This is a genomic window from Paenibacillus sp. CMM36, from assembly GCF_053570945.1.
On the sequence record NZ_JBSEDY010000013.1, the window covers coordinates 128,536 to 148,975 of the forward strand.

23 protein-coding genes and 1 pseudogene are annotated in these 20,440 nt (G+C 44.3%); 17 read left to right on the plus strand and 7 right to left on the minus strand.

Annotated features, from left to right (window positions below; translation table 11 throughout):
* Positions 1 to 15 precede the first annotated feature (15 nt).
* Both ACWA2B_RS22025 and ACWA2B_RS22030 read right to left on the minus strand, forming a co-directional pair.
* The gene (locus tag ACWA2B_RS22025; RefSeq protein WP_449292612.1) at positions 16 to 993 is read right to left on the minus strand and encodes a TIGR03943 family putative permease subunit; all 978 of its coding nucleotides are present in this window, start codon (positions 991 to 993) and stop codon (positions 16 to 18) included.
* A gap of 8 nt (positions 994 to 1,001) precedes the next feature.
* The gene (locus ACWA2B_RS22030; RefSeq protein WP_029519157.1) at positions 1,002 to 2,003 is read right to left on the minus strand and encodes a permease; all 1,002 of its coding nucleotides are present in this window, start codon (positions 2,001 to 2,003) and stop codon (positions 1,002 to 1,004) included.
* Positions 2,004 to 2,238: 235 nt separating this feature from the next.
* Between ACWA2B_RS22030 and ACWA2B_RS22035 the strand changes: the two genes are divergently transcribed.
* From ACWA2B_RS22035 to ACWA2B_RS22090, 12 genes are all read left to right on the plus strand, one after another.
* Positions 2,239 to 3,309, plus strand: a complete 1,071-nt coding sequence (locus ACWA2B_RS22035; RefSeq protein WP_449292613.1) for a CobW family GTP-binding protein — start codon at positions 2,239 to 2,241, stop codon at positions 3,307 to 3,309.
* A complete protein-coding gene (locus tag ACWA2B_RS22040) occupies positions 3,306 to 4,430 on the plus strand; it encodes a FecCD family ABC transporter permease (RefSeq protein ID WP_069010192.1) in 1,125 nt (374 codons plus the stop codon). The genes ACWA2B_RS22035 and ACWA2B_RS22040 overlap by 4 nt, the downstream gene beginning before the upstream one ends.
* Entirely contained in the window at positions 4,427 to 5,215 is a 789-nt protein-coding gene (locus ACWA2B_RS22045; protein ID WP_029519160.1) for an ABC transporter ATP-binding protein, read from the plus strand. The genes ACWA2B_RS22040 and ACWA2B_RS22045 overlap by 4 nt, the downstream gene beginning before the upstream one ends.
* Positions 5,216 to 5,279: 64 nt before the next feature.
* Entirely contained in the window at positions 5,280 to 6,302 is a 1,023-nt protein-coding gene (locus ACWA2B_RS22050) for an ABC transporter substrate-binding protein (protein WP_069010191.1), read from the plus strand.
* Between the two features lie 217 nt (positions 6,303 to 6,519).
* Complete coding sequence (locus ACWA2B_RS22055; RefSeq protein ID WP_039273487.1) at positions 6,520 to 7,227, plus strand: metal ABC transporter ATP-binding protein; 708 nt, start codon at positions 6,520 to 6,522, stop codon at positions 7,225 to 7,227.
* Positions 7,173 to 8,021, plus strand: coding sequence for a metal ABC transporter permease (locus tag ACWA2B_RS22060; RefSeq protein ID WP_029519163.1), 849 nt, complete (start codon positions 7,173 to 7,175; stop codon positions 8,019 to 8,021). Before ACWA2B_RS22055 ends, ACWA2B_RS22060 begins: the two co-directional genes overlap by 55 nt.
* A gap of 54 nt (positions 8,022 to 8,075) precedes the next feature.
* On the plus strand, positions 8,076 to 9,065 hold the full coding sequence (locus tag ACWA2B_RS22065; RefSeq protein WP_029519164.1) for a metal ABC transporter substrate-binding protein: 990 nt from the start codon (positions 8,076 to 8,078) through the stop codon (positions 9,063 to 9,065).
* Between the two features lie 332 nt (positions 9,066 to 9,397).
* A complete protein-coding gene (locus ACWA2B_RS22070) occupies positions 9,398 to 9,760 on the plus strand; it encodes a response regulator (RefSeq protein ID WP_029519165.1) in 363 nt (120 codons plus the stop codon).
* A gap of 85 nt (positions 9,761 to 9,845) precedes the next feature.
* The gene (locus ACWA2B_RS22075) at positions 9,846 to 10,334 is read left to right on the plus strand and encodes a hypothetical protein (RefSeq protein WP_029519166.1); all 489 of its coding nucleotides are present in this window, start codon (positions 9,846 to 9,848) and stop codon (positions 10,332 to 10,334) included.
* Positions 10,335 to 10,438: 104 nt separating this feature from the next.
* On the plus strand, positions 10,439 to 10,633 hold the full coding sequence (locus ACWA2B_RS22080) for a hypothetical protein (RefSeq protein WP_013310131.1): 195 nt from the start codon (positions 10,439 to 10,441) through the stop codon (positions 10,631 to 10,633).
* Positions 10,634 to 10,645: 12 nt separating this feature from the next.
* Positions 10,646 to 10,981, plus strand: coding sequence for a YolD-like family protein (locus ACWA2B_RS22085; RefSeq protein ID WP_029519167.1), 336 nt, complete (start codon positions 10,646 to 10,648; stop codon positions 10,979 to 10,981).
* 123 nt (positions 10,982 to 11,104) lie between these two features.
* Entirely contained in the window at positions 11,105 to 11,446 is a 342-nt protein-coding gene (locus tag ACWA2B_RS22090; protein ID WP_069010190.1) for a cupin domain-containing protein, read from the plus strand.
* Between the two features lie 61 nt (positions 11,447 to 11,507).
* Here the strand turns inward: ACWA2B_RS22090 and ACWA2B_RS22095 are convergent, their stop codons facing one another.
* The 5 genes from ACWA2B_RS22095 to ACWA2B_RS22115 form a co-directional block, all read right to left on the minus strand.
* Positions 11,508 to 12,377 (minus strand): aminoglycoside 6-adenylyltransferase, encoded by an 870-nt coding sequence (locus tag ACWA2B_RS22095; protein ID WP_165147213.1) that lies wholly within the window; start codon positions 12,375 to 12,377, stop codon positions 11,508 to 11,510.
* A 351-nt stretch (positions 12,378 to 12,728) separates the two neighbouring features.
* Positions 12,729 to 12,959: a hypothetical protein gene (locus ACWA2B_RS22100; protein ID WP_029519170.1), complete on the minus strand. Its 231-nt coding sequence runs from the start codon at positions 12,957 to 12,959 to the stop codon at positions 12,729 to 12,731.
* Between the two features lie 37 nt (positions 12,960 to 12,996).
* Entirely contained in the window at positions 12,997 to 13,830 is an 834-nt protein-coding gene (locus tag ACWA2B_RS22105; RefSeq protein ID WP_449292614.1) for a class I SAM-dependent methyltransferase, read from the minus strand.
* A 156-nt stretch (positions 13,831 to 13,986) separates the two neighbouring features.
* The gene (hslO, locus tag ACWA2B_RS22110; RefSeq protein ID WP_318626561.1) at positions 13,987 to 14,868 is read right to left on the minus strand and encodes an Hsp33 family molecular chaperone HslO; all 882 of its coding nucleotides are present in this window, start codon (positions 14,866 to 14,868) and stop codon (positions 13,987 to 13,989) included.
* Positions 14,869 to 14,899: 31 nt separating this feature from the next.
* A complete protein-coding gene (locus ACWA2B_RS22115; protein ID WP_080658677.1) occupies positions 14,900 to 15,376 on the minus strand; it encodes an Rrf2 family transcriptional regulator in 477 nt (158 codons plus the stop codon).
* Between the two features lie 244 nt (positions 15,377 to 15,620).
* On the opposite strand from ACWA2B_RS22115, the gene ACWA2B_RS22120 reads away from it, so the two are divergent.
* From ACWA2B_RS22120 to ACWA2B_RS22140, 5 genes and pseudogenes are all read left to right on the plus strand, one after another.
* Positions 15,621 to 16,634 (plus strand): LLM class flavin-dependent oxidoreductase, encoded by a 1,014-nt coding sequence (locus tag ACWA2B_RS22120; RefSeq protein WP_449292615.1) that lies wholly within the window; start codon positions 15,621 to 15,623, stop codon positions 16,632 to 16,634.
* A gap of 889 nt (positions 16,635 to 17,523) precedes the next feature.
* Positions 17,524 to 18,711 carry a glycosyltransferase gene (locus tag ACWA2B_RS22125; protein ID WP_245231565.1) on the plus strand — a complete coding sequence of 396 codons (1,188 nt, stop codon included), beginning with the start codon at positions 17,524 to 17,526 and terminating at the stop codon, positions 18,709 to 18,711.
* 517 nt (positions 18,712 to 19,228) lie between these two features.
* A complete protein-coding gene (locus ACWA2B_RS22130) occupies positions 19,229 to 19,582 on the plus strand; it encodes a hypothetical protein (RefSeq protein WP_029519178.1) in 354 nt (117 codons plus the stop codon).
* Positions 19,583 to 19,719: 137 nt separating this feature from the next.
* Entirely contained in the window at positions 19,720 to 20,340 is a 621-nt protein-coding gene (locus ACWA2B_RS22135; RefSeq protein WP_449292616.1) for a hypothetical protein, read from the plus strand.
* A pseudogene (locus ACWA2B_RS22140) lies at positions 20,328 to 20,440 on the plus strand (SDR family NAD(P)-dependent oxidoreductase); the annotation flags it as partial. The gene ACWA2B_RS22135 and the pseudogene ACWA2B_RS22140, both read left to right, overlap by 13 nt.

Here is a 20,440-nt window from a genome sequence, read left to right on the forward strand (position 1 = left end):
TCCTCCTTGGCGGGGTTAGTGTGTTGTGTTCAAGCGATCAAAGGTAGCTACCGAGTCTGCTTGGGTATAGACATAAGGGGATTCTGGCTGCTCGACAGCGGTTATTTTTTCGGATCGAATTTCAAGTACGGGAGCGTTTCCCTTTTGTGCGGTATGCAGTGTTCCTTCAATGGTCACCCAGGTATCCTTGTCAAAGGACGGGGCTTTCTGGGATTGGACGATGATCCCGAAGGGCATGGCATCGGCAGTACAGCACATGACGAGGAATCTTCCTACTGCAAAAAGCCCTTTACCCGGCAGATTGTCGTCTTTATACACAAAGCCAGTCACCTGTACTTTTTTTCCTTCAAAAGCTTGTTTATATAATTCAATGGCTCCAATAGTTTCGGAAAAAATCTCTGGCTTGATCTGTATGATAGGTTGCTGATACAGGCGTTTCGTCAGTTCGGCGAATTCCACATTGTACTTATCAGGCGGAACGAACAGCTTATCCAGCGTTTCCTGACTCCATTTCCCCTCTGGAGGGGGCGAAGTGGGGACAGAAGATGCAGTTGATAAAAGGGAGGAGGTGGATGCTTTCGTGGTCTGTGTATCTGTTTTCCGTCGGATGTCCGGGTTGGGATACGTGAAGGACATGCCTTTTTTGGCGGCCATATCACTACCAAGTGCCTGATTGGGCAGCAAAGAACCGAATAGGAGCGGAATGAGCAGCATTCCATATACGAGTGTTTTTTTGAACCAGCTTTGCGGCAACGGGTGCTCACAATCACATACATCCTCACCGTCCCGCCCCCCAACGATTCCGTGCCATGCCATCGCCAATGCGATGAACAAGAGGGGTACAGGACAGAGTAGGAGTAGCTTTTGCATATGGGGAGCTAGGTAGTAATGAAGTGCATTCGTGCGGCTTAATGAGATGATGTATACAGCCAATCCGATCATGAGCAAGGAGCGAATGCCATATTGCCAGCGGATGCTAAAGGTTGAATTCACGTTTGTATTCACCTCCCCAATAACCATTCAGCAGCTATAGAACCCACTAGAACAAGTGAAACAATGAGCAAGGCCAGGATGGCGACAAATTTGGTGCGGAAGGTGCTTAGTAGCATGAGCGTGCCTTTGAAATCTAGCATCGGACCAAGTACAAGAAAGGCCGCCAGTGGACCCAGTGTAAAGGTATGTGAAAAAGCAGTGGCTACAAAGGCATCAGAGGTGGAACACAGCGACAGTATGTAGGCAAAACCCATCATAAAGGCGTACGATCCGACCGTTCCTTCACTTAACGAAAGCATCTCATTACGTGGGATGAAGGTTTGGATGCAGGCTGTCAATAATGCGCCGATAATGAGATATTTACTCATGTCCAAAAACTCGTCCCCAGCATGTACAAAAAATCCCCGCCATGTGCGATTATGCCGATGAGTCTGATTGTTCTGCTTTTGCTGGTTAAAAGAGAGTAACGACCGTTTGAGCGGATGTACTCGCACAAAGGCATACACGATCAGTCCGATGATCGCGGAAACGGTAAAAGCCAAACCCGTTCGAACGGCAGTGACCTCGGGATGGGAAGGGAAAGCCATCATCGTCGCAGCCAGTACCACGGGATTGATAATGGGCCCGCTTAAAATAAAAGTGATACCCATATAGGCAGGCATTCCCTTGAGCATTAATTGGCGAACGACAGGGATCATGCCGCATTCACAGATGGGAAACAGTATACCTAGTAAGGAGGCCAGCAGGACACCCGGTACAGGATGTGCAGGCGCTATTTTGCGAATCCATGTCTCCGGTACAAGCCACTGCAAAAGGGATGAGACGAGCACACCGATAAGGAGAAACGGAACAGCTTCCAGAAAAATACCCATAAATACCGTTTTTAATGGCTGCAGCTGCCCCACATCTAACAAACGAAGCCACTGGGGAGATAGCGTGACAAGCACAGGGATGAGAAAGGCAAACGGAATCATAAAAGGCAGCATCTTCAACAGCGTACTGTTTTTCATTCCACGTCTCCTTGGGAATAAGGGTTCTTATCTACAGCCTATGCCTGTAAGGGGACAATCATGCCCGCCGGATTGTGTGTGAATCACCTCCCTATATTGACAAATCTGAGCATGCTCATATATATTTATACTCATTAATAGTAATTATTACGATTAAAATCCGATAAATGATTGCAAGAAGGAAATTTTTAAGGTACGATCCATATTAAATGTTGCAAAGACAAGGAGGGGTTATATGATACCGATTGTTGTTTTATCCGGTTTTTTGGGTAGCGGTAAAACCACTCTTCTTCAGCATGCGCTGGCTTACTACAAGGAAAAGGGTCTCAAGCCAGCCATTTTGATGAATGAGTTGGGTGATGTTAATCTGGACGGTAGTTTGGTGAATGGACAAGCACCCTTGAAGGAAATGCTCAGTGGCTGTATATGCTGTACCATTCGCGGGGACTTGGGCGTCGAGCTCATGAATCTTGCTGAGGAATATAAGCCGGACGTGATTATTGTAGAATGTACCGGAGTGGCTAACCCGATGGAGATTGTAGATGCAGTGACAGACGCCTCAATTTATTCTACTATGATATTACAATCCGTTATCACGGTCATAGACGCGCGTCAATTTTTGGATTTTGCCTCGGGGAACGAGAGAAGCAAATCGCTTCGTTTGATGCAGGATCAGCTTCGATGCGCTTCCAAACTGATTATTAACAAGACCGATTTATTGGCTGCGGGCGAGTTACAGAAAGTACAGGCCCTCGTAAAAGAGTTAAATCCATATGTTTTGACTGTGAGCACGCAACGAAGTGACGTGGACGCTGGAATTTTTTTCTCCACTCAAGGAGAGGAGCGTATGGATGTTTCGCGACATAAGGAATCCGCAGTTGATATTGAGAGTGAACATCCTCATTTGGAAAATCATCTGCACACGTATGACCATGATGACCATACAGATCATCAGTCTCATGACCATGACCACGAACACGAACATGGGGAGCATTATCATTCCTACGACCATGTAGTTGTTCACACGCATTTTTTTGGACAACCTGTGCCACGCTACGAGTTTGAACAGTTGTTCCGCAGTTTGCCAGCTGAAATTTATCGGGCCAAAGGAATTGTGCGGTTTCTGGAATCAGAGGGTCAGATGATGTTTCAATTTGCCTATCGGGAGCTGGAAATCATTCCGATCCGCCCGCAAAAGCCAGTGAACGATGTAGCGGTTGTCATGGGTGAGAATTTCTCTGCTTCCGAGATCGAGGAACAATTGAGAAAGCTGGAAGCGGCCGAAAAGCCATTGAGTAATTCATGACTTCGAGAACGAGTCACCTTAATCCATCAAGACCTAATCCATCACAACATCATTCTCGTGCACACCTAGCGGGCAAGCCTACTTGGGGATTTACAACAATTCTGCTGCTGACTGCTGGGCTGTTGCTTTCGGTCACACTCGCGGTCATGCTGGGCCCTGTAGCTGTCGCACCGGGGACGATATGGCGAATTGCACTGTCCCATCTTCCCTGGCTGGACCAGTGGATACCCGTGACATGGACCAAGCCTGAGCAATATATCGTTTGGGAAATCCGCTTTCCACGCGTGTTGTTAGGTGTCATCGTAGGAGCAGGACTAGCTGTTACAGGGGCGACTATACAGGCATTAATTCGTAATTCGTTAGCGGATCCCTATATTTTAGGTGTCTCGTCTGGGGCTTCGGTGACAGCCACATTGGTAATTGTGTTCGGAGCTTTCGGGTTTTTAGGACGACTTGCGCTGCCTTTATCTGCTTTTATAGGATCGTTAGCTGCAATGCTTATGGTGTTCGCGTTAGCCCGTGTAGCTGGGAGCATATCGACGACCCGCTTATTGCTGGCAGGGGTGGCGGTGTCTATGATGCTGTCGGCTGTGACTAGCTTTATCGTGACGACGGCCCCGAATGAAAAAGGCATTCGTGACGCGATGTATTGGATAATGGGAAGTCTGGCAGGTGCTCAATGGGACACGCTTTTCATTCCAAGCCTTATTGTAGTCGTTGGAACGGTTGTGCTTCTGACCCGATACCGGTCGCTGAATGCTTTGCTAACGGGTGAAGAGACCGCAGTAACGCTTGGTGTGAACGTACAGGCGTTCCGCGTATTACTGGTTGTGGTGGCGTCTCTTTTAACCGGGGCAGTCGTATCCGTTAGTGGCTCGATTGGCTTTGTCGGACTAATGATTCCGCACATCGTTAGGCTGGTAGTGGGATCAGATCATCGGCGTGTACTGCCCGTCAGCCTGTTGGCGGGAGCTATTTTTGTCGTGTGGGCTGATGTATGTGCCCGGCTTGTGCTGGCTCCACAGGAGCTACCGATTGGTATTGTGACGGCTGTGTGCGGAGGACCTTTTTTTGTGTGGCTGCTGCGTCGTAGTTCCTACTCGTTTGGAGGCGAAAAATGAATATAGAAGTCGAATGCGTGACCTTCAGTATTCACGACAAACGGCTGATCGACGGCATCTGTCTCCAGGTAAAAGCAGGGGAGCTAGTCGGATTGATCGGTCCGAATGGCAGCGGGAAGTCGACGTTGCTCAAAAATATGTATCGTGTGCTAAAGCCTGACAGTGGTGTAGTTACGTTGGATGGCCAGGATATGCTACGGATGAAGTATAAAGAGACAGCCCGACAAATGGCAGTGGTGAGTCAGGATGCGCCGCAAACGTTTGATTTCTCAGTACGGGACATCGTCCTGATGGGTCGCCATCCGCATAAGAAACTGTTGGAAGCAGATACTGTCGTCGATCATGAACTGGTCGAGCAGGCGCTGGAGCGGGTAGGCATGAATGCTCAGGCAGATCAGGGCTTTGCCACCTTGTCTGGCGGCGAAAAGCAACGGGTATTGATCGCCAGAGCTTTGGCCGGGCAGGCGAAATTTCTTGTTTTGGATGAGCCGACGAATCATCTGGACATCCGGTATCAGCTGCAAATTCTGGATTTGGTCAAAACACTTCGGATAACTACGCTAGCTGCACTGCATGATTTGAATTTAGCGGCATTTTATTGTGATCGAATGTATGTATTAAAAGAAGGCAAAGTGGTAGCCTCCGGCATAACAGAGGATGTGCTTCAGCCAGACCTGCTGTGGAGTGTATTCGGGGTCGAGACAGAAATCTGCATTCATCCAAAAACCGGAAAGCCGAATATTACCTTTTTACCGGATTCTCTCAGGAGAGGAGGCCATCCATGATGTTAACAGAAAAGGCGATACGATGAGGTAAGAATAACTACAAATAAAAGAGGAGACGGTACATATGAAAAAATATAGCAGGCCCGCGTTACCGCTGGTTATGCTCGCTTTGGCGATGATGCTGTTGTTATCAGCCTGTGCAGCAGGAAACACGGCCCAAACAAGCGATCCATCCGCAAACGGGCAGCAACCTGCCGCATCCCAATCAGCAACCAAGGAGACGTCGGTAGAGCTTGAAAACATGGGCGTTAAAATGGCATTTCCCGAGGCGCCTAAACGCGCGGTTACACTGAACCAGCACGCGACTGAGGTTATGCTGGCTCTTGGACTGGAATCCTCTATGGTAGGAACTGCGTATTTGGATGATCAGATTTTGCCAAAATATAAGGCTCAATATGACAAAATCCCGGTACTGGCCGAACAATATCCGTCCAAAGAGGTGTTTATGGCCGCTGCACCGGATTTTGCCTATGCGGGCTGGAAGAGTGCTTTTAATGATAAAAATCTGGGTTCCCGTGAGGAGCTAGCCAAACAAGGGGTGCTGACCTATGTACAGGAGTCCTCAAATAAGCCGGGCCCCACATTAGAAGATGTATATCAGGATATACTAAATATTGGGCGTATTTTTAGGGTTGAGGAGCGTGCAGAAAAGCTGGTAAATGAAATGCGTGAACAAGTGCAGTCCATTCAGACTCAAATTGGTGTTGTTGAACAGGCACCCAAGGTGTTTGTTTATGACAGCGGAGAAGACAAGCCCTTTACGGCTGCCAACAATTATCTAACGTCTTTGATTGAAAGTGTGAAGGCGAAAAATATTTTTGATGATATCGACAAAAGTTTTACTGAGGTAAGCTGGGAAGAGGTTGTGAACCGTAATCCTGACGTCATTGTCATTCTCGACTATGGAGATACTTCACTGGCGGATAAAGAGAAACTGCTTCTGAACAAGCCTGCGCTGGCTGGTGTGGAAGCGATCAAAAACAAACGGTTTATAGTCCTGCCATTATCCGCAGCGGCTGAAGGCGTGCGCGCTCCGATCGCGTTGAAAACCTTGGCTGCAGGCTTGTACCCGGACAAAGTGAAGTAAACAAACAAAAGAGTTGCCAAAACATTGACGAACCTTGCCTAAACTGTTAAACTTGCTAATGCGTAAAGGTTACGTTTATCAAACGCCTATTTTTTTATTACCAAATCGTAATAATTACGATAGATGGTTTAATGATCATAAACGACCTGGAGAATCTGCGCAAAGGATGATTGCTCAGATGGCTCCAGGCTTTTTAAAGGAAAAGGAGATTTGCGTCATGTTATTGGCCTCATTGGAACAGGTCACATTTGGCTACGGAGATGTTCCTAACTTGGTGGATGCCAATGTTGAAATTTTTTCGGGAGAATTTGTAGCCATTACCGGACCGAATGGTGCTTCCAAGTCAACCATGCTCAAACTGTTGCTCGGCTTGCTTCAGCCTTGGAAGGGCAAGGTGTTCATGTCTAATCGTACAGGTGAAGGCAAAAAGCTCGTTGTTGGATTTGTATCCCAACAAATTGCCGCCTTCAATGGCGGATTTCCAAGTACGATTTTGGAATTTGTCCGTTCAGGAAGATATACTCATGGCTCTTGGTTACGCCGTATGCGGTCTGAGGATCATGATCTGACGGAGCAGGCGCTGCGTCAGGTAGGCATGTGGGATTTGCGTCACCGTAAAATCGGCGAATTGTCCGGTGGACAGAAGCAGCGTATTTGTGTGGCAAGAGCGCTCGCTCAGGAATCGGATTTGCTCATTTTGGATGAGCCTACGACCGGAATGGATCAGGAAAGCCGCTACCACTTCTACGATCTGATGAATCAACAGGTTAAGGAATATGGAAGAACCGTGGTCATGGTGACCCATGGACTATCGGAAGTGCAACATTATCTGGATCGAATTATTGAGCTTGAGAGGAAGGAAGATGGCGGATGGAAATGCTGCACTACGACTTCATGCAGCGGGCATTTTGTGCCGGTGGGGTAATTGCACTGCTGGCCTCGGTGCTTGGAGTATACCTGATGCTACGGCGTCAGGCTCTCATGGCGGACATGCTATCGCATGTATCGCTGGCAGGGGTGGCAGCAGGTGCCTATTTAGGTATTAACCCGACGATAACCGGATTTATTGTTGCCGTAATCGGAGCGATTATCGTTGAGTACGTCCGCAGGTCTTATAAAACATATAGTGAGATATCTGTGGCTATTATTATGGTAGGTGGCCTCTCGACGGCCGTTATTTTAATGAATCTGAATCAGAGCATCAACAAAGGATTTTCCGCTTATTTATTTGGTTCGGTAGTAGCTGTCAATCAGACAGAGCTGATGTTGATGATCGTTGTGGCTGTCATCGGAGGTATTTTCTTTTTCGTGTTTCGGCGCCCTTTGTATCAGATTACTTTTGATGAAGAAACGGCGAAGACCAACGGTCTTCCTGTCAAGTCCATCTCATTTGCATTTAGTATTTTAACAGGGATGATTGTAGCTGCTGCAATGCCGATTGTCGGTGTGCTGCTTGTCTCCTCACTCATCGTGCTCCCTGCAGCGCTGGCGATTCGAATTGCACCGAGCTTCGCGGCAGCCATCTGGATATCTATGGTCACTGCATTGATCGGCGTATTTATGGGTTTAACGGCATCGTATGAACTTAGTACACCCCCAGGGGGGACAATTGCCATGGTGCTGTTATTATTCCTGATTGTAGGAGCTGGTATACAAAAGCTGGTCCGCAAGCTGGGCAAGCAACAGGCTTCGCGACGGCAGAATGCGGCAGGTCAGTGAGTGTAATTACAGTGAGAATAACTAAAAAATCTAATGGATAAAGGAGTAATGAATATGAATACATGGTTCAAAAAATCATTTGTATTGTCTGCGGGACTAGCACTTATTTTGTCTGGCTGCGGAGCCAAATCTGATAATACAGCTACAAACGCTTCCCAAACCGAGCCGAATGCGGCACAAACAGCAGACAAGCTGAATGTGGTCACCACTTTTTATCCAATGTATGAATTTACCAAGCAAGTTGCTGGAGACCATGCTAACGTAACCGCGTTGATTCCAGCTGGTGCCGAGCCGCATGACTGGGAACCGAGCGCCAAAGATATGGCACAGGTAAAGGATGCTGACGTGTTTGTTTATAACGGTATCGTCGAAGGCTGGGCAGAACAGGCTTTGAGTAGCGCGTCCAACGATAAGCGTGTTGTAGTTGAAGCGAGCAAAGGGTTAAACCTGATGGAAGGCACCGCTGAGGAGGAAGAAGGAGAAGAAGCACATGCAGAGGAAGGCCATGATCACGATCATGTGATGGACCCTCATGTATGGCTTAATCCAGTCTTGGCCCAAAAAGAAGTGGAGTCCATTGAAGCAGGGCTTGTAGCAGCCGATCCAGCAAACAAAGCTGATTATGAGAAAAACGCTGATGCTTATATCGCCAAGCTGAAAGAGCTGGATACCGAGTTCAAAACAGGTCTGAAAGATGTAAAACGTAAAGACTTTATTACGCAGCATGCTGCTTTTGGTTATTTAGCTAAGCAATATGGTCTGACCCAAGTACCCATTGCCGGATTATCTCCAGAGCAAGAGCCTACACCGGACAAGCTGGCGGGTATTATCAAATTCGCTAAAGAAAATAATGTTAAAACGATTTTCTTCGAAACTCTTGTTGATCCGAAGGTCGCTGAGACCGTAGCTACTGAAATCGGTTCAAAAACCGATGTACTGAATCCGCTCGAAGGATTGACGGATGAAGACAAACAGAAGAACCTGGATTACCTTGGTGTGATGAAAAACAATCTGGAGGCTTTGAAAAAAGCTCTGAATGAATAAGAAATGCTAAACGAATAAGTTTATAAACTGACGTCGGAATGATACCGACGTCAGTTTTTTTATAACTATCCAAGAAGATTGTGCTTTTATGGCTAGTGCTCAAGATACAGTAGATATATAGTCCTTTGTAATTTGCTTTTCAGAAATGATTTACGTCATTGTGAAACGTTTTTTTGAAAACTAATTCTGTAGTAGCTAGTTTCAAATTTCTTTTATAATTCATTGGTAGCGTTTTTATTTTTACAGATTCTTTCTATTAATTTTACCAGTTTTTTCACCGATATTGAAGTTTGGGCGTGCATATCATTTGACAACGGATTGGAGAGATTAATTTGGCAGCAGTTATAGTAGTGGATGATTCTTTGTTTATGCGTTCTGTACTTAAAGATATTCTTTTGGATTTAGGTCACGCTGTTATTGCGGAAGCAGAAAACGGGTATGATGCTGTTTTGAAATACGCACACTTTCGTCCCGATTTAATCACCATGGATATTAATATGCCTAAGATGGACGGGCTTGAGGCTGTTAAAAAGATCATAGAACTTGATCCCCAAGCCAACATTTTGATGTGTTCTGCTTTGGGGCAGCAGGAAGCGATTATAAAAGCATTTCAGGCAGGTGCAAAAGACTTTATTGTTAAGCCATTTGAGATGGAAAGGGTCGTGAATGCAGTCACAAAATTGCTTGATAGTTAATGAATCAAGATTTTTAATACATAATTATTGAACATGTAGAAGCAGGAATTCCATGCTTATTTTCACGAATATGGAGATGAATAGAATGAGCAATCGAGTGTTGTCTCAAAAAGTATTTATAGACGAACTGATCGCTACGATCAAGAAAGGAGGGCTTGTCCCTGTAAATTATGAACAACTCGTCAGCGAACAAAGAGAAAGAATGGATGCTCTTAACAATGAACTCACCCTTCGAATTGAGGGATTAGAGACAGATTTGATCTCTGCTTCGACATATTCCATTCCTTTTGCCAATGGCGAAATTATGTTTCTTGCTCGCTATATTGTACTCATTGGGGATCATACCGAGGGATACTTTGTGTTCTATCGAGCAGAAGACTGTGAAAGCCCAGAGGAATATCAGTTTTTAACAAGCTCTTATCAACTTCCCCATTTATTACTTGAATTATCTCTTTCTTTAAAAGAACATGGTACTAATGAGCCGCTTGATATTCTCACTTATTGGAATGGCCCTGTCCATCCTCTGAAAGATTTGAATAAAGAAGATATTAAGCTATCCACTTATGAATTTTAATTCCCTTGAGAGAGTCAAATCCCTCAGGGGATTTTTTTACATTGATAATCAAACGCATGTTCGCATATAATACAAACAAACGTTCTGATAAGGAGTGAAGGATCATGTTGGAAAAATACGTGGGGCAGATCGTGGAAATCGTGTATTTGGATCGGAAGGGCAAACTGTCTCATCGGCGTATCGAGGTGCATCGTGTGCAGAATGGCTTGATACGAGCCACCTGTTTACAGACAGGCCAGCCACGTGTTTTTCGATTAGATCATGTATTGGCATGGCATCCGGTAACCAGAACAGCATAGGAGGGGCTTACGATGGGGAAAAAGCTTGAAGGAAATGGCATATGGGAAAGCTCGCGCATGATTTTGCCTGAGCATCGGGAGGCATATTTAAGACTGATGAAGGAGCAAGGTAGGCGCGGCAAACCGACACTGGACGATCAGGAAATGCAGCAGATTGAACAGGCCATCATCGTATCCTATAACGAACGTAAGCCTATTACGCTAAAAGTGTTCAATCCATTTGATGATGAGGAGCTGCGTGGACTGGTCACGGTGATTAACACAAGTCGGCGAGAAGTGAAGCTGTCCCGTGGGGAAGAGGATTTTAGCTGGATTAAGTTGGAGGAAATTATCGAGGCGGATATATAAAAAACAGTCTGACTAAGTCGGAGTGCTTTTTACATTTGTCCCGCCGTTTTTTAAAAATAAGATTGTAGCTCTATGAATTCATATTTAAAATAAAACTGTAATTGCAAAAAGGAGGAGTTCAATATGAAAATAAGTAAAAATAATGCTGAACATTATATATGGGGAGATCAATGTGATGGTTGGCGCTTAGTGAAAAATAAGGATTTGAGTATTATTCATGAGCGGATGCCCGGAAATACTCATGAGGTCAGACATTATCATCATCATGCACGCCAATTTTTCTTTATTTTATCAGGTACAGCGGTACTTGAAGTGGATGGTGAACAAATCCAATTAGGATCTCAGGAAGGGTGTGAGGTTCCTCCTATGGTACCTCATCAAATGTTTAATGAAACGAATGAGGATGTTGAATTTTTGGTTATCTCTCAGCCTGCGAGCAGAGGTGACCGGGTTCTGACCGAATAACTTAGAGTATAAAAATAAAACCAGCCTAGCACATATAAATTAAGTGCCGACTGGTTTTTTATCAATAAATGTCCTTAGCATCTGCTGGGAGAGCTTTTACGCGATGGAGATAGTTCGTAACACGTTGATCGTCCAGAGTCGGATATTCGTAACCATAATGGTTCGCTACTTCCAAGGCAACTTCTCTAAATAAATTTCCCATGATCAAAAGAGACTGCCACATATGTTCATAATCTGCATCCGCAAACGTTTGGATGTAGAGCGTCCAAAGTTCAGGCTCAAGATGGTTCTCGAAATATTTTCCCTGTTTACCCGGATCTGCAGTGAAGTCTGTTCGTATACCAATATGCCATTCCAGCATCAAGTGAAGCGCATCCCTTACAGGCCGATCTAGCATAAATTTGGCATAGGGCAGCTCCTGTCGCCATAATCCTTTAGCTACATAAGTACTGACCCACCAGAACTCGTTGCAGGAATTCGCATAGACTTGGGCAGTTGGAGGTATCGTCTTATAATCTTGAAGACTTGGCGGTAGGAAAGGCTCCACCAGTCCATCTTTATCCAGCAGCAGTACACTTAAGCTGTCTCGGGTCCAATTGGCGATGTTATTCGCAGGGTAGAGTGTAAGATCTATGCGATTGCCGTCCGTAAATAACATGAGAAAAACAAAGCGATCATGGGGCGTCGAAGTAGGTTCCATATGCTCATCGGGCGTCTGCATAATGATCAATTCACCAAAATGGTTGATCCAGCGACGTTCCTGAATAAAGCTGTCCATGGAAGATACGAGAAAGACGATATCAAAATCCTGAAAAACGTCTCGTGGAGCATGTGGATTAGCGCGTGAACCATTCATAATCACGGCACGCACCCGTTCGTCCTCTTGAGAAAATTGGAGAATGGTATGCAGCATCTCTTGTTCACTTCTCACTATAGTTGTCTCCACAAGCGGTATCGAAAGGAAAAAAACGTAGATAAGACAGCAGTAGAAATAATGGCCACCAGTTCAATGATCATCAAGAAAAACGACCTCCTGTAGTTCAGTTTATCTGGAAAAAGTCTCCTGTACTTACAATAGCCTATACACAGAAGCTACTCAACTGTACTGCCAAGGCCCTGAAGTAACTTTATTTTTCGTTTTGGTTTCATCATATATTTCTATATAGTTTTGGTCATATAGGGGTGATTCCAAATAAGTCCCTTTCATTTTCGCGATCTACGAAAATACTGAGCATGTATACAGAATTAAGACCTTTATCTAATACACTGGATTTTCTTAATTTCATTTCAGCAAGAGCATTGAGGTACTTTGAATTTCATTTTTGTCTTTTACCAATTGGTCTGTATAGTCTGGCGATTTACTAATGAGAATAGTATTAATCTTGGCTGTATCCATGCGATCCAAAACGACTTTTCTAAAAGAGGTATCCAGATTTACGATATAAACCATTCCGATTATAGCTGCGATCAGAATGATTGCAGACTTAACGATGTAACGATTACGTCTTCTCATAGGCTATATCTCTCCATAGTTGTAGAGTTGATGAGCTTCAAGGCTTGATACCGACTGCAAGCATATGCGGGCTCATACCGATCACAGATTCCTGCTCTTCAACCTGCTGTGCTATATCCAGCAAACGGCTACGATGGGAAGGGATCGCCCACTTCTTTTCAAATCCGGGTGCAATCCAGCCGGGTCCTTCCACGCCCAGTACACGAGGCTTCGGCAATCCAGCCGCCTGCCAGTCTGCACGCAAGGCATCCGATGTATGAAAGTAGGACCGTGTGATAAAAGAGGGATAGGCCGCCGGTCGTACATGCTGACCATCTGTCAGCTCCTGTCTAACCATATTCATGAACTCATCTTCCTCCACAATGGTATTGCGCTCGTCGTACACCGATAGTCCCCACAGTAGCGAGCCAAACCTGGAAATAGCTGAAGTAATCAGCGTTCCGCCCTTCTTTAAGACACGCGCCGCTTCTTGTAGTGCTTTTACTCGTTCCTTCTGTCCCGTTAAATGATAGAAAGGTCCCATCAATAGCACGATGTCCGCGCTTTCATCTTTACGATGAAGATTTCTGGCATCCGCGGTTTCCAGCTTACTGATGATGGGGTTATTCAGTTGCTGCTGACGAGCGAATTCAATGGCTTGGGAAGATAGATCAAATAGATGAACTTCGTATCCCAGCTCCGCCAGCCACGAAGAATAGACCCCTACACCGCCGCCGATATCGTAAATAACATGAGTAGACTCGCTGAGATAACGTGAAATGATTTCCTTTGATCTTTCTAGCTCTATTTTTCCGATACCTCGCTCTAACCTGCCTATTTCTGCACCGCCATCATAATAAGCCCAAATTTCATGTGTATCTTTCTCGAGCATAGTGCACCTCATCTCAACTGATTGGAATAATATAACATTATCACTTACATCATGAACAAGTCTACCGTGTTTAGGATAAAGAAACCCTCGGAAGTATTGGAAAAGAAAAAAGCTGCTCCCAGTAGCTAAACCTACTTTTTTGGGAACAGCTCTTATTTAAATGATGTTTGTTTCCAGCATGCCTTCGAGATCTTCTTTGGTAAGATGGTAGTGTGCGTTACAAAAGTGGCAATGAGCTTCAGCTTGTCCATCGGTATGGATCATATCTTCTATTTCCTTATTCCCTAAGCTGATAATGGCATTGGTAACACGCTCTTCTGAGCAGGGACAATGAAATTGTACAGGCATGGTTTCCAGTATGTTCAGGTTGCTTTCTCCCAAAATCTGACCCAGAATCTGCTCTGGCGTAAGACCTTCCATGACCATTGCGGAGATGCTTGGAATGCTCTCAATGCGTCTCTCGATAAAACTGATAACTTCCTCCTGCGTATCTGGCATCAGCTGAATAATGAAACCTCCAGCCGCCTGAATAGAGTTATCCGGGTTAACAATAACTCCCGCTCCTACAGAAGAGGGGATTTGTTCGGATTGGACGAGATAAGATGTGAAATCCTCGCCCAACTCACCCGATATGAGAGGGATTTGTCCAACAAACGGGTGTTTTAAGCCGATATCTTTGGATACAATGAGCGCTCCATCTGTTCCTACAGCTCTGGCGACATCTAATTTCCCTATCTGATTAAGCTCAAAATGGGTTTGTGGATTTTTTACATAACCCCTAACTTCACCTTTGGAGTTGGTATCGACAAGAATAGTGCCGATAGGCCCGCCACCGTTGATTCTGATCGTCAGTTTATCCTCATCTTTAAGCATGGCTCCCAGCATGACGCCGACCGTCATAGAACGTCCCAATGCAGCCGATGCTGTGGGCCAGGTATAATGACGCCGTTGGGCTTCACTTACCGTTTCCGTTGTTCTCACGGCATAAGCCCGTACCTGATTATTGTAGGCAAGAGCTTTTACTAAGTAATCGTTCATGTTCATGTTCCTCTCTGATAATTAGTGTTCTTTACAAGACCATTTTTTCCTGAATCCAGTTCTCCAAAGAAGTAATTTTGGCATCATATCCTTCTTTAAAAAAGTCAGCGGATAGTGACGCGATGGTTTCCCTTTTCAGAACGGCCTTCCAGGAGGCTTCCGCTTCTTCCATCAAATTTGTCAGTAAACAACACTGATCGTCTTTCTTTAATTCAAGCATTTCGTTGTATATACCACTGGAAGAATAAAGGGTTTGTTGTCCCTCAATCGCTAGGTAAATATCAAATACCCGTATATCCTCAGGTTTTTTCTTTAATTTGAACCCGCCCTTGACACCAGGTACAGAAGTAATCAAATCGGAGCTAACCAATTTTCGTAACAGTTTATGAAAATAAGTAGGTGAAGCACCTAACTGCTGGCTAATGGCCTCCCCAGGTAAAACAGCTTTGTCCGGCAGCATCGTGAGTAGAAGAAGAGCGTAGACAGATTGTTCGACACCTGTTTTCATATGCACTAGCAATCACCTCAATATTTATAACCAGGCTAATGTGGATAACCATTATCCACATATTTGCATAATAGATGAGCTTATCATAAAAGTAAACTGATTTTTGATAAAAACTAAAAATTTAAATCATTTGCAATTCATAACGGGACACATTATTATAATTGACGTATCAATTGATAGGTCAAAGAATTAAGGCGTTGAGGGAAATACGTATAATAATATATTGACAGGGGGTTTATATATAATGACTACGCGGAACGTTGCACTATCTATATTAGATCTTGCACCTGTCATTGAAGGCGGCACTCCTGCCGATTCCTTCCGCGACACGGTGGATCTTGCCCAGCATGCAGAACAATGGGGGTACCATCGGTACTGGCTAACGGAGCATCATAATATGCAGGCGGTTGCCAGTGCGGCTACTTCTGTGATCATCGGGCATGTAGCTGCACATACCCACAAGATTCGGGTCGGTTCAGGCGGTATTATGCTGGCGAACCATGCTCCACTCATGATTGCGGAGCAGTTTGGAACATTAGAGTCGCTCTATCCGGGACGAATTGATCTGGGACTTGGCCGTGCTCCAGGCACGGATCAACCCGCGATGAGGGCACTGCGGCGAGGGCTTCATAGTACTGGGGAAGATTTCCCCGAGCAATTGAATGAGCTGCGTTCTTACCTGAATCCAGCGCTAAGCGGAGCAGTTCCGGGAGTAAGAGCGGTTCCTGGAGAAGGGCTGGACATTCCCATCTGGTTACTGGGATCAAGCGGATTCAGCGCACAGCTGGCAGGTCAGCTTGGGTTGCCGTTCGCGTTCGCCAGCCACTTTGCCCCGGCTCATTTGCTACAGGCTTTAGAGTTGTATCATCGCAATTTTCGACCATCTAAAGCACTGGATAAGCCCTATGTGATGGTCGGTGTTAATGTGCTTGTTGCAGATTCTGATGAGGAAGCGAAAAGGCTCTTTACATCACAAGAACAACAGTTTCTAAATGTGCTGCGCGGGCACAGCGGAGGACTGAAGCCACCAGTTGATGACATGGAGAAACTCTGGAGTGAGCAGGAAAAGGAGGCGGTTCGTGGTAATATGCTGGGGTATTCAGCCATTGGCAGTCCTGACACCGTCAAGCAAAAGATAGATTGGATTATAGACCAGACTAGAGCCAATGAGCTGATTACAACCTCTCAGGTATATGACCATCAAGCGCGCCTGCGCTCGTATGAGCTGCTAGCCAAAGTAATGCGAACAGACGATTAGTTGGTCAAACCATAAGGCCGTGCTGAAAAAGGTTCTCATAACCTGATCTGGCATGGCCTTATTATATTTTAAAGCTTATATTTACGAATCAAATAGGTTGGGGTCCAGCTCCACGCGTGACAGTAGCTGTTGATTAGATAGCTGCCGTAGGGTGAAAAGGCTTTGTTATGGGGATCGTACAACTCTCAGAACGTGTCCGCTCCATTCTGATGGGAGGCATACTGCTTTACCTGCAGGGATGTTATAAAGCCACCCTTCAAAAACCAGTGAGAAGACGATTTGGAAAACTGCGGGACTAGGTAAGCTAAAAGACTTAGAAATCCCCACAATTTGTAAGAATTTCTCCATTTGGAGGGTTGCGAAAATGTTGGAAAAGCGAGTCTATTCAGACATGGAATGTTGTTGTAACATAAAGTTACGCACCTTTCTTGTTGGCATGGTTGATTTGACACTTCCATGATACCAAACAAGTAAGGTGTTTTTTGTCAATACGGAAAAATTTATTCGATTTTTCCTTACTCACTCAAGGGGTTAGGCTGATTTTCTAGGTGCGAAAGTTGAGTTAATAATTTGTTAGATATGATTGTTTGTTTACCCACAAAATTTAGACATTTATTCAGTCAATCGGTCCGATCAAACCTCAACCTAATCAGCGGATATGACGGTGCTTGGAATTCGTGTATTAGCAGCCGTTGTTCATCACAAAAAATTATTGTTCAAAAGTTTGGTGGGATGAATTGAGCTAAAGAATTATATGATGAATGGTGAGAGTGGCGGCCGGAAGTCCAAACACTCCCAGCCTGACGAACCCGCCGTTCCTGCCACAGGATCACCTGCTTGCGAACCAGCGGAAGCCTTACAAATTTAAGAAGCTTTTCTAACCGTAGGAATGATTCAGCTATCCTGTACTAGAACATCGGCCATTGTAGCCACATATGTATACGGGAAACGCCTGTGGTGTACAGCTTTAGGGAGCAGCAACTTAAGAAAGGGTGAAAGTATGGAAATATTTAGTCAGCAAATTCAATCGCATACTAACCGGCGTCTTGCAGTAATTGATACGAAGTTTCCATGGAAGCTAAGTGGTTTTCGATATTGGGAGAACTTTAATATATTCGAGCAAAGGCCTGATACTTTGTTCTTTGCAACTGAACCTAATGATGATTATTTTCCTTCTAAAGTTTATCCTTTTTCTGATTTTATGAAAGTTGCAGTGTCTGAGGGGGTTACAGATGTATATTGTGTTTTCTTAAATTTAACACTTAGTTTGCTTGGGCATGGCTTTCTTCCGGATGGAAGTTATTTGCCAGGAGCAAATCCTAATCTAAATATTAAGCCATTCTTAGATGACCGAAATATTAATCTTCATGCTACCTTGTACCCTGGTGGCGGACTGGATCCATGGACAAAAAAAGAGTTTCTTTCCATTGCAGGACAGCATTGTTCGACCGTATTTACAAACATCAATGAAGTTATGGAATCGATTGTTGGAAGTATTTATTATCCCGTTGTGATTAATACCGACTTATATACATTCAAACAGAAGAAAGTTGAAATGCCTATACAGTTAACATTCTGTGCTTTTAATGCCATTAGAAAAGGTTTCCCCATTATGGCAGATGCATTTAATCGACTTACGGATGATTTTCATCTTAATCTAATTGGTGATTGGGAAGATCAATTACTTCTATTGAAAAATAAGAATTATACATTCTATGGCCTACTTTCCCCTGAAGAGTTAAAGTCAGTGTACGAAAGAACTCATATATTTCTAAATTGCAGTGTTCCGGATCGATTTGCTTTAGATGGTTTTCCAACTACGGCTGCCGTTGATGCGATATCGACAGGATGTGTACTTGTTACGACAAACCCCCGAAATGATAGATTTATTCTTGAGGAAGGAAAGGATTATTTTGAAGTTGAACCTAACGGGTACGCAATTTCTGAGAGGTTGTTTTGGATCCAGGATCACTTTGAAGAAGCGTTGATTGTTGGAAAAAATGGTTCTAATAAGATAAAAAGTAAATTTAATGCTAGTCAAATAGTGAAATCAAAGCTTGCTAACATATTTAAGTAATTTATAAATATTTGGGTTTTGACTATATTAACTCACGGTTTTCAGCTTTGAAGCAAGAGCTGCGAGAAGGGGATACCGCAAATCGATGGGGGTTTCATTATTTATGGAATGAGAAACAAAAGCAGGAACAATTTGAGGATTTAAAAAACAAATCTGTAAGAGTGTTGTAGCATGACGCAAGTGGTATTTGTAACAAGGATGAGGGCACCCCTTTCTCTTAGGGTGCTTTTTTTATGGTTTGGAATGATATAGGAAGGGGCAAATCTTTCATTTCCTTTCCTTGAGAGAGAATTAGGAGATTTCCAAAACTTGAGAACAACGAGTAGTTTGAGGCTCGATCGGACCGAATGACAGAATAAATAATATCTTGTTTTTTAATGGGTAAACAAACAATCATATCTAACAAATTATTAATATAATACATGGGAACTCCAGGTTCCTTTTCTATTTTCGTCCTAGTATTTTACTTGATTGCATGGAGTTATTGTTAATAACCAGTAAAGGAGGCGTTAACTTAATGGCAATATTAACAACTGGTCCTATTGAGAACAGTCCTGTTGGTGGGGTCAGGCCGATCCAACAGGTCACTGTTAAAATGGTAAACCGTGACTTAGTCAATTCTTCAACAATATTAATTCAGGGATTCATTTTAAATGGTTTACGAACATTACATGTACTAGAACAAATAGCTTTAGCCCCCAATGCAGTTGTTACGAGAAATTATCTAGCGAACTTCGACGCATATGAATTCGTTTTTACCACAAGCGGTTTGGCAGAAGAAAGTACTGATATTTCTGTTTGGGGAAAAAACGGGAGTGGTACAATCATTGGTGCTCAGCGTATTGTTGCGGATGAGCAGTTAGAGTCTTAAAACTCAACAAATGCACAGAGGTAAAGCCACAATCATATCACATGTTTTAGAAATAAAATAGAGGGAACATGATCTTGAGAAAGACCTCATTGTTTACAAGAAAAGCTTGCTTTTACTAGAAAGGAGGGAATATCTAAATGGCAGTATTATCTACTGGACCCATTGCAAACGATCCTGTTCTAGGAGTCAGACCCACCCAACTGGTCACAGTAAAAATAGATAACCGAGATTCTGTAAATTCTTCTACTGTTTTGATCGAGGGTTTTATTTTAAACGGCAGTAGAACAGTATATGTACAACAACTAGTTGTAGTGGGACCAAATGCGGTTATAACTAGGAATTTCTTTGCAAATTTAGACGCATTTGAATTCGTGTTTACCACAAGCGGACCAGCAGTGAATGAAACTCAAATTTCTGTTTGGGGTAAAGATGCATTGGGGCAATTAGTACCTGCGCATCGGTTAGTATCTGATGAACTTTTAGGAACCGATCAAGGCGTCCAAGGACCTCAGGGTGTTCAAGGTGACCAAGGACCACAGGGAGTTCAAGGTGATCAAGGACCTCAGGGTGTTCAAGGAGCCCAAGGTGACCAAGGACCTCAGGGCGTACAAGGTGACCAAGGACCACAGGGAGTTCAAGGCGTACAAGGTGATCAAGGACCTCAGGGCGTCCAAGGCGACCAAGGACCTCAGGGCGTTCAAGGCGACCAAGGACCTCAGGGTGTTCAAGGCGTGCAAGGCGACCAAGGATCCTTGTAAACAATGCAGGTACGATTCGTCGCGCCCCTCTGCTGGAGTATAAAGATGAGGATTGGGACGCTGTCATGGAGATTAACCTGAATGCCGTATATCATCTGAG

Excerpts from the sequence above, each read along its gene's own strand:
- ACWA2B_RS22130 (WP_029519178.1), top strand. The coding sequence starts at position 19,229 with ATGGCAATATTAACAACTGGTCCTATTGAGAACAGTCCTGTTGGTGGG.
- ACWA2B_RS22115 (WP_080658677.1), bottom strand. The coding sequence starts at position 15,376 with ATGAAAACAGGTGTCGAACAATCTGTCTACGCTCTTCTTCTACTCACG.
- ACWA2B_RS22065 (WP_029519164.1), top strand. The coding sequence starts at position 8,076 with ATGAATACATGGTTCAAAAAATCATTTGTATTGTCTGCGGGACTAGCA.
- ACWA2B_RS22120 (WP_449292615.1), top strand. The coding sequence starts at position 15,621 with ATGACTACGCGGAACGTTGCACTATCTATATTAGATCTTGCACCTGTC.
- ACWA2B_RS22080 (WP_013310131.1), top strand. The coding sequence starts at position 10,439 with ATGTTGGAAAAATACGTGGGGCAGATCGTGGAAATCGTGTATTTGGAT.
- ACWA2B_RS22135 (WP_449292616.1), top strand. The coding sequence starts at position 19,720 with ATGGCAGTATTATCTACTGGACCCATTGCAAACGATCCTGTTCTAGGA.
- ACWA2B_RS22105 (WP_449292614.1), bottom strand. The coding sequence starts at position 13,830 with ATGCTCGAGAAAGATACACATGAAATTTGGGCTTATTATGATGGCGGT.
- ACWA2B_RS22050 (WP_069010191.1), top strand. The coding sequence starts at position 5,280 with ATGAAAAAATATAGCAGGCCCGCGTTACCGCTGGTTATGCTCGCTTTG.
- ACWA2B_RS22125 (WP_245231565.1), top strand. The coding sequence starts at position 17,524 with ATGATTCAGCTATCCTGTACTAGAACATCGGCCATTGTAGCCACATAT.
- ACWA2B_RS22085 (WP_029519167.1), top strand. The coding sequence starts at position 10,646 with ATGGGGAAAAAGCTTGAAGGAAATGGCATATGGGAAAGCTCGCGCATG.
- ACWA2B_RS22030 (WP_029519157.1), bottom strand. The coding sequence starts at position 2,003 with ATGAAAAACAGTACGCTGTTGAAGATGCTGCCTTTTATGATTCCGTTT.
- ACWA2B_RS22060 (WP_029519163.1), top strand. The coding sequence starts at position 7,173 with ATGGAAATGCTGCACTACGACTTCATGCAGCGGGCATTTTGTGCCGGT.
- ACWA2B_RS22045 (WP_029519160.1), top strand. The coding sequence starts at position 4,427 with ATGAATATAGAAGTCGAATGCGTGACCTTCAGTATTCACGACAAACGG.
- ACWA2B_RS22100 (WP_029519170.1), bottom strand. The coding sequence starts at position 12,959 with ATGAGAAGACGTAATCGTTACATCGTTAAGTCTGCAATCATTCTGATC.
- ACWA2B_RS22055 (WP_039273487.1), top strand. The coding sequence starts at position 6,520 with ATGTTATTGGCCTCATTGGAACAGGTCACATTTGGCTACGGAGATGTT.
- hslO (WP_318626561.1), bottom strand. The coding sequence starts at position 14,868 with ATGAACGATTACTTAGTAAAAGCTCTTGCCTACAATAATCAGGTACGG.
- ACWA2B_RS22090 (WP_069010190.1), top strand. The coding sequence starts at position 11,105 with ATGAAAATAAGTAAAAATAATGCTGAACATTATATATGGGGAGATCAA.
- ACWA2B_RS22035 (WP_449292613.1), top strand. The coding sequence starts at position 2,239 with ATGATACCGATTGTTGTTTTATCCGGTTTTTTGGGTAGCGGTAAAACC.
- ACWA2B_RS22040 (WP_069010192.1), top strand. The coding sequence starts at position 3,306 with ATGACTTCGAGAACGAGTCACCTTAATCCATCAAGACCTAATCCATCA.
- ACWA2B_RS22075 (WP_029519166.1), top strand. The coding sequence starts at position 9,846 with ATGAGCAATCGAGTGTTGTCTCAAAAAGTATTTATAGACGAACTGATC.